The 6,565-nt window shown below is 50.3% G+C and carries 6 protein-coding genes and 1 pseudogene; all 7 read left to right on the top strand.

Going from position 1 to position 6,565, the window contains the following annotated elements; genetic code table 11:
- Positions 1 to 165: 165 nt before the first annotated feature.
- A pseudogene (locus tag BMY60_RS14365) lies at positions 166 to 456 on the top strand (transposase); the annotation flags it as partial.
- 88 nt (positions 457 to 544) lie between these two features.
- A complete protein-coding gene (locus BMY60_RS14360; protein WP_090334555.1) occupies positions 545 to 736 on the top strand; it encodes a universal stress protein in 192 nt (63 codons plus the stop codon).
- Positions 737 to 818: 82 nt separating this feature from the next.
- Positions 819 to 953: a universal stress protein gene (locus BMY60_RS16790; RefSeq protein ID WP_090334554.1), complete on the top strand. Its 135-nt coding sequence runs from the start codon at positions 819 to 821 to the stop codon at positions 951 to 953.
- Between the two features lie 374 nt (positions 954 to 1,327).
- Positions 1,328 to 1,780: a c-type cytochrome gene (locus BMY60_RS14345; protein WP_090334551.1), complete on the top strand. Its 453-nt coding sequence runs from the start codon at positions 1,328 to 1,330 to the stop codon at positions 1,778 to 1,780.
- A gap of 60 nt (positions 1,781 to 1,840) precedes the next feature.
- Positions 1,841 to 3,172: a cbb3-type cytochrome c oxidase subunit I gene (locus BMY60_RS14340; RefSeq protein WP_090334549.1), complete on the top strand. Its 1,332-nt coding sequence runs from the start codon at positions 1,841 to 1,843 to the stop codon at positions 3,170 to 3,172.
- Between the two features lie 18 nt (positions 3,173 to 3,190).
- Entirely contained in the window at positions 3,191 to 4,006 is an 816-nt protein-coding gene (locus tag BMY60_RS14335; protein WP_090334547.1) for a CbbQ/NirQ/NorQ/GpvN family protein, read from the top strand.
- 5 nt (positions 4,007 to 4,011) lie between these two features.
- The gene (locus BMY60_RS14330) at positions 4,012 to 5,952 is read left to right on the top strand and encodes a nitric oxide reductase activation protein NorD (protein WP_090334545.1); all 1,941 of its coding nucleotides are present in this window, start codon (positions 4,012 to 4,014) and stop codon (positions 5,950 to 5,952) included.
- Positions 5,953 to 6,565: the final 613 nt, after the last annotated feature.

Here is a 6,565-nt window from a genome sequence, read left to right as displayed (position 1 = left end):
TCCCGAGTACTCTGATCCATCTCCTGAACCGCTATCTCCACTGCTTTTACAAGCTTGCTTTGCTCAAATTCGATTTCACCCATTGGGTGACTCCTCTCTTTAACCCGAAAGCTCCAACAGTACTACGTTTAAGCCAATTTTTGTAGGTCTAACTGAGGAAAATAGGTTAAACGAAGCAAAGCCCGTAATTTACTGGAACGATTGCAACTTTATGAACAGGATGTGCTGAGATTTATGACCGATCCCATCGTCCCCTTCACAAACAATCAGGGCGAAAACGATATCAGAATAGCCAAAGTACATCAGAAAATATCCGGTTGCTTTCGTTCAAAAGAAGGCGCTGATATCTTCTGCCGGGTACGCGGCTATCTGTCTACTTGCAGAAAAAACAATGTGTCTGCCAGCCAGGCATTCATGCTGCTTTTCGACGGAAAATTGCCTCACTTTATACTGTAAGCTGCCTTTAGGTTGGAATTACGCTGAACAGTTACAATTTTGTTAGTCTTGATCCCGGTTATATCAATACTTGTTGAGGAGTTCTTTCATGTACAAGAAAGTGATGGCCGCTGTCGACGGCAGTGAAACCGCTCATCAGGCACTGGCGGAAGCAAAAAATATTGCCAATACCTATGCGCAACATTATGCATCGTCCATGCTGTGTATAGCGATACAGGCGCCGACAAAAAGACTGGCTCTGAAATGCTGGAACAGGCCCGGTCATCGGTTGACACAATGAAAGCCGAAACCCGACTTCTGCAGACCAGCATTGAATACGGTTTAAATGGCATTGCCGAGGCTATTGCTGAGGCCGCAGCGGTCTGAGAAGCGGATTTATTGGTAGTGGAACAGCCAACCGCCGTGGATTGAAGCGTTTTCTTGTAGGTTCTGTCGCGAAACAGCTTGTCACAAAAGTCAGTGCATCCGTACTGCTGGTACGCCCTCAGTCTACATAAAAGAACCACGCTCAAATTAATTCAAGGAACTTGTCTCGACAGACCTCAGCGCGGTAACCTGCCTGAGACCAAGAGCCGGTGTTATTGCCGCAACCAAAAACAAATCACAGGATATTATCCAAGTGCCGGGGTGCCACAGCACTTAACACATGCAGACAGTTCGCATGGTGATTGACGCAGCAATAGTTGAAATAACATTGATTTTTCAGCGGATATTCAACGTATTGATTTTCAGCGCTCTTTCCAAACTGAATAACATGCGTTAAAATCAGCACAATCTTCAGGAACATCATATATCCATATGATTATTATGGATATTTGAAGATAAGTTCTGTTGTACATTTGTTAACCATTTGTAAACAAAGGGGGGAAGTATGGCAGAGTATTTGACCAAGTCCGCCGCACGCAACATCTTCTATGGCGGCACAATCTTTTTTCTGGTTCTTTTCACGATTCTCACGCTGCACAGTCATTACTATATCCGGAATGTCTCTACGGATGAATCAACGCTGACAGAGGCAGTTGCGCGCGGCAAACATGTATGGGAGCGCAACTCATGTATTAATTGCCATACACTGCTTGGCGAAGGCGCTTATTTTGCGCCGGAATTAGGGAACGTATGGGTTCGCTATGGCGGACGTGAAAGCGCAGAAGGCGCACGCATGGGTTTAAAAGCCTGGATGCGCGCGCAACCGACCGGTGTACCCGGACGACGTCAAATGCCCCAGTTTAATCTGACCGAACAGGAACTGGACGACCTGATTGATTTTCTTGAATGGACGAGCCGCATTGATACGCTTGGATGGCCGCCCAATGATGCGGGCTGATGGCCAGGGGGTGTTAATAATTAGCATTCTATCCATTGATTTTACTGAGGAGATGCATCAATGAAATATCATACCCAGGCACTTGCCTACCCCTACTTTTATGCCGCACTTGCCTTGTTTTTCGTTCAGATACTGGCGGGCGTGCTGGCCGGCACCGTATACGTATTTCCCAATTTTTTATCGGAAGCCGTCCCGTTTCATATTATCCGGATGATTCACACCAACGCGCTGCTGGTATGGCTGCTGCTGGGCTATTTTGGCGCCAGCTATTTTCTGATTCCGGAAGAATGCGAACGTGAAATACACAGCCCCAAACTGGCCTGGCTGCAACTCGGACTGTTTGTGTTTGCCGCCCTGGCGGCGGTGGTCTCGTATCTTTCTGGCGTCCACGAAGGCCGCGAGTTTCTGGAGCAGCCATTGTGGGTCAAAATACTGATGGCCATCGCCTTTACCGTATTCATTTACAATGTAACCTTGACCGTACTCAAGGGACGCAAAACCGTCGTCTCCATTGTGCTGTTGCTGGGTTTATGGGGCGCATTGATTTTCTTCCTGTTTGCCTTTTACAACCCGGACAACCTGGCGCTCGACAAGCTCTACTGGTGGTGGGTCGTGCATGTCTGGGTTGAAGGCGTGTGGGAACTGATTATGGCTGCCATGCTGGCGTTCCTGTTAATCAAGCTGACCGGTGTTGATCGCGAAGTGATCGAAAAATGGCTTTATGTCATCGTTGGTTTTTCATTATTCAGCGGACTGCTGGGAACGGGGCATCATTATTACTGGATTGGCACACCGGAATACTGGCACTGGATCGGGGCATTATTCTCGATTCTGGAGGTAGTGCCCTTTTTTGCCATGGTGTTATGGGCTTTTTATCTTGTATACCAGAGCGGACGTGATCATCCAAACAAAGCGGCCATGTTATGGAGTCTTGGGTGCCCGGTCATGGCTTTTTTCGGCGCCGGCATTTTGGGGCTGATGCATAGCTTCCCGTCGATCAACTATTACACGCACGGCACTCAGCTCACTGCGGCGCACGGACATCTCGCCTTCTATGGCGCTTACGTAATGCTGAATCTGGCATTCTTTACCTATGCCATGCCGGCTTTGCGGAAACTGCAGCCATACAATCAGGTTCTCAATATGTGGAGCTTCTGGCTGATGACCGGTTCGATGACATTCATGACGTTTACCCTGGCGTTTGCAGGCGTGCTGCAAACCCACCTGCAACGCGTACTGGCAATAGGCTTTATGGAAATCCAGTCGCAGATCGAGCTGTTCTACTGGTTCCGCCTGGGTGCAGGCATATTCTTCCTGATTGGCGCATTGCTGTTTATCTATTCGGCGCTTGGACCTGTACGGGAGCAGACAACCGCCGCACACCGATCCTGACAACTGCGAACAAAACGGATGCCACCGCAACAGTATTTACACAATCCGTCTGCAGCGGACGCCCTGCCGTTTTACAAACCGGTGGGTAATGAATGCACCGTTTTTGAAACGGCGTACCGGCAGCGGCTGCCATTATTAATCAAAGGGCCAACGGGCTGTGGAAAAACCCGGTTTATCGCCCATATGGCCGCCCGCTTAGGCCGTAACCTGCATACCGTCTCCTGTCACGATGACCTGACTGCGGCCGACCTGACCGGGCGTTACTTGCTCAAAGGAGGGGAAACGGTCTGGATGGATGGCCCGTTAACCCGCGCCGTACGCGAAGGAAGCATCTGCTATCTGGATGAAGTTGTCGAGGCGCGCAAGGACGTTACCGTGGTACTGCACCCGTTAACAGACGACAGACGGATACTGCCGCTGGAAAGAACGGGTGAAATATTGCAGGCGCCGGATGCATTCATGCTAGTCATTTCCTACAATCCGGGATACCAGAATATTCTCAAATCATTAAAACCCAGCACGCGCCAGCGTTTCGTTTCCATCAGCTTCGATTTTCCGCCACCCGAAATTGAAACCGGCATCATTGCCTGCGAAAGCGGCCTTGGCGAAAACCAGTGCATTCCGCTGGTCAATCTCGCCAGACAGTTGCGCGATCTGAAAGAGATCGACCTGGAAGAAGTCGTGTCAACCCGTCTGCTGGTCTATTGCGCGATTCTGATTAAAAACGGGCTGGACCCGCTTCAGGCAGCCGAAACCGCACTGGTCGAACCGCTTTGCGACGATCATGATATCAAGCAGGGATTGCTGGAGCTGATTCGCGCCACATACGGCTGACCTGCGTGAATCACTGGGATTTTCTCGAACTGGAAGAACAGATTGGCCGTTACTGGCATCGTCTTGTCGGTAATGCACACAGTTATCCGGTGTATACGGATGCTGCGGTCACGTTTGATTCCGTTCGTACACCACTCGGTGTTTTTTTCCGGGGACTGGGCGGCGCACCCGGCATTGCGTTAACCACGGGCATCCGGCAATCACCAGGACACCGCTTGAAGCTGAAGCAGCGCCTGGGTATTGAAAAAGAACTCTTTCCGCTCACTGAAGGCGATTCGGAAAGAATTTTACTGCCCGCAACGATAGCGTATTTCCCTTCCCGTGACTTGAACCGGCGTCTTTATTTCTGGCTGGCTGCCTATTTCGCCACAGCCGAACAACCGGTTGCTGCTCCGGTACATGATCCGCTGCAGGCCGATCTTGCTTTTCTGCATCATTCCTACCGTACCTGTATTCAGGTCGGTGAGCGTTTTCCCGTTCTTGCCAGCGATTATCAGCGTCTTTGCGACGCATTGGCCGCACAACGGCCACAGCGCCCGTTGCCCGCTCAGGAACGCGCTGTGGAGGCCGCCATCATGGCATTATTAGGCAAACCCTGCAAAGATCCGCTGGGCAATACATTTTTACGGGCAATCCAGCAATCCACGTCCGATTTCAGCCACTGGCATGCCGCAAAACACTACCAACCATTTCTACCCGTTCCGCTTTGGGGAAAAGTCCATTCATCTGGCAGGTCGCCAGCGCCGGAAAGAGACCATCCCGATCAGGACGGCGGCGGCAGTCCGGATATGCACGACAATCAAAGAAAAAAAAGCCGCAGGGAGAAATTCGAGCAAAGCGAGCGTGACGATCCGCTGCTGTTAAACCGGTTTGAAAAACTTTTCAGCTGGTCCGAAATGCTCAATATCAATCGCGCCGTTCAGGACGACGATGCAGATGCCGCACAGAACGCCGCGAAAGACATGGAGGAAATCACACTCAGTACGCACCAGCACCCTGCCGCGACCAAGCTTAAATTCGATCTTGATCTGGCGCCAGGCGATGTCAATCCATTTTTACTGATTGACGAATTGACATATCCCGAATGGGACTACCGGCGTGCCGATTATCACGCCAGTCAATGCCGGGTGATTTTCCAGCAGGCCGAAGAAAAAGACGCGCCATGGACGCCCGATCTTCAGGCCAGAAGGCGCTTTCGCAAAATCCGCCGCCAGTTTGAAGCAATCAGGCCCAAACGCGAGATTTTACGCAACCAGCTGGACGGTATCGAACTGGACATGGATGCGCTGGTACGAACGCAAAGCGATCTGCTGGCTAACGGCAACTGTTCCAATCAGGTCTATTTGAAATCTCTGCGGCAGGCACGCGATCTTGCTGTTGCTATTTTAGTGGATGTTTCGTTATCCACCGACAGCTGGATCGGCGGCCGGCGCATTCTCGATGTTGAAAAAGAGGCGCTGGTCACACTGGCGACCGGCCTCGCAGCTTGCCGGGACACATTTGCCATTTATACCTTCACATCCCGCAAAAGACATTTTGTACGTGTCGCCGCCGTCAAAGAATTTAACGAGGCATACAATGACAAAATACTGCGCCGCATCGCCTCCCTGAAACCAGGTTACTACACCCGGATGGGCGCCGCCTTGCGCCACACCCGGAAATTGCTGAGCGTACGCCCCGAACGCAGCAGACTAATTCTGCTGCTCAGTGACGGCAAGCCCAACGATCTGGACTATTATGAAGGCCGCTACGGCATTGAGGATACCCGGCACGCCATAGTTGAAGCACGCAAATCGGGACTTTCAGTTTTTGGCATCACCGTCGACCGCAAAGCGCAGGATTATTTTCCCTATCTGTTCGGTAAGGGTGGCTATGCCATTGTAAGCCGGCCAGACCGCCTGTCCCAGGTACTACCGGTCATCTACCAGCAGTTGGTAAGCTCATAGCAGTGTAACTAAAGTTTCACGCCTTTTCGGAAGTTTCGATCTGATTTCATCAATTTTTTGTGACCAGCGGACTTTCTTTTGGGTAAGAAGGCAGTCCCGATTTTAACTATTTTGCTAATAGGGTAAAATCGAAATTTACCCTTTAAATACAACCGAATATGGTTGTGGTGGCGCGTGGTTTTTGCTATACTATTGGTATCTAAGTAATTGAAATAAATAACAAAAAGAGCGCGGCCACATGTTCATTTTACGCAATATTTTTCTCCCCTCCAACAGGAATTTAAACACCGCTGCAAAGGCGATGAGCGGGGCATCTGGTTTGTCTATACACTCCTGGCCGTTATCACCCATTTTACTTCTTCACGAACCTCTAAAATAGCTGAAAAAAGAGAACTTTCCCGGGGAAAACGATTGGCCCGATTTTCAATGTTTTCCTATTCAGGGATTTGATTTTTTCTCAATTCAAGGCGATATTGGGACATCCCTTCCGTTCACACGGCATCCCCGCAGCCGCAAGGTATTAGACGACAATTAATCTGTCCGGTCAGGCGACAATTATCTTGACCGGTTGAGCGTGGGCGCCAGAATAAGTTCTTACCTATTGGATAGGAGA

It is taken from the genome of Nitrosomonas sp. Nm51 (assembly GCF_900111165.1).
Classification (GTDB): Bacteria; Pseudomonadota; Gammaproteobacteria; order Burkholderiales; family Nitrosomonadaceae; genus Nitrosomonas.
The sequence above is the reverse complement of the archived record's forward strand: the minus strand, read 5'-3'. Positions and strand labels throughout refer to the sequence as shown.

Bases quoted from the DNA above. Each gene is read 5' to 3' on its own strand.
- BMY60_RS14360 (WP_090334555.1), top strand. From the start codon at position 545: ATGTACAAGAAAGTGATGGCCGCTGTCGACGGCAGTGAAACCGCTCAT.
- BMY60_RS14345 (WP_090334551.1), top strand. From the start codon at position 1,328: ATGGCAGAGTATTTGACCAAGTCCGCCGCACGCAACATCTTCTATGGC.
- BMY60_RS14340 (WP_090334549.1), top strand. From the start codon at position 1,841: ATGAAATATCATACCCAGGCACTTGCCTACCCCTACTTTTATGCCGCA.
- BMY60_RS14335 (WP_090334547.1), top strand. From the start codon at position 3,191: ATGCCACCGCAACAGTATTTACACAATCCGTCTGCAGCGGACGCCCTG.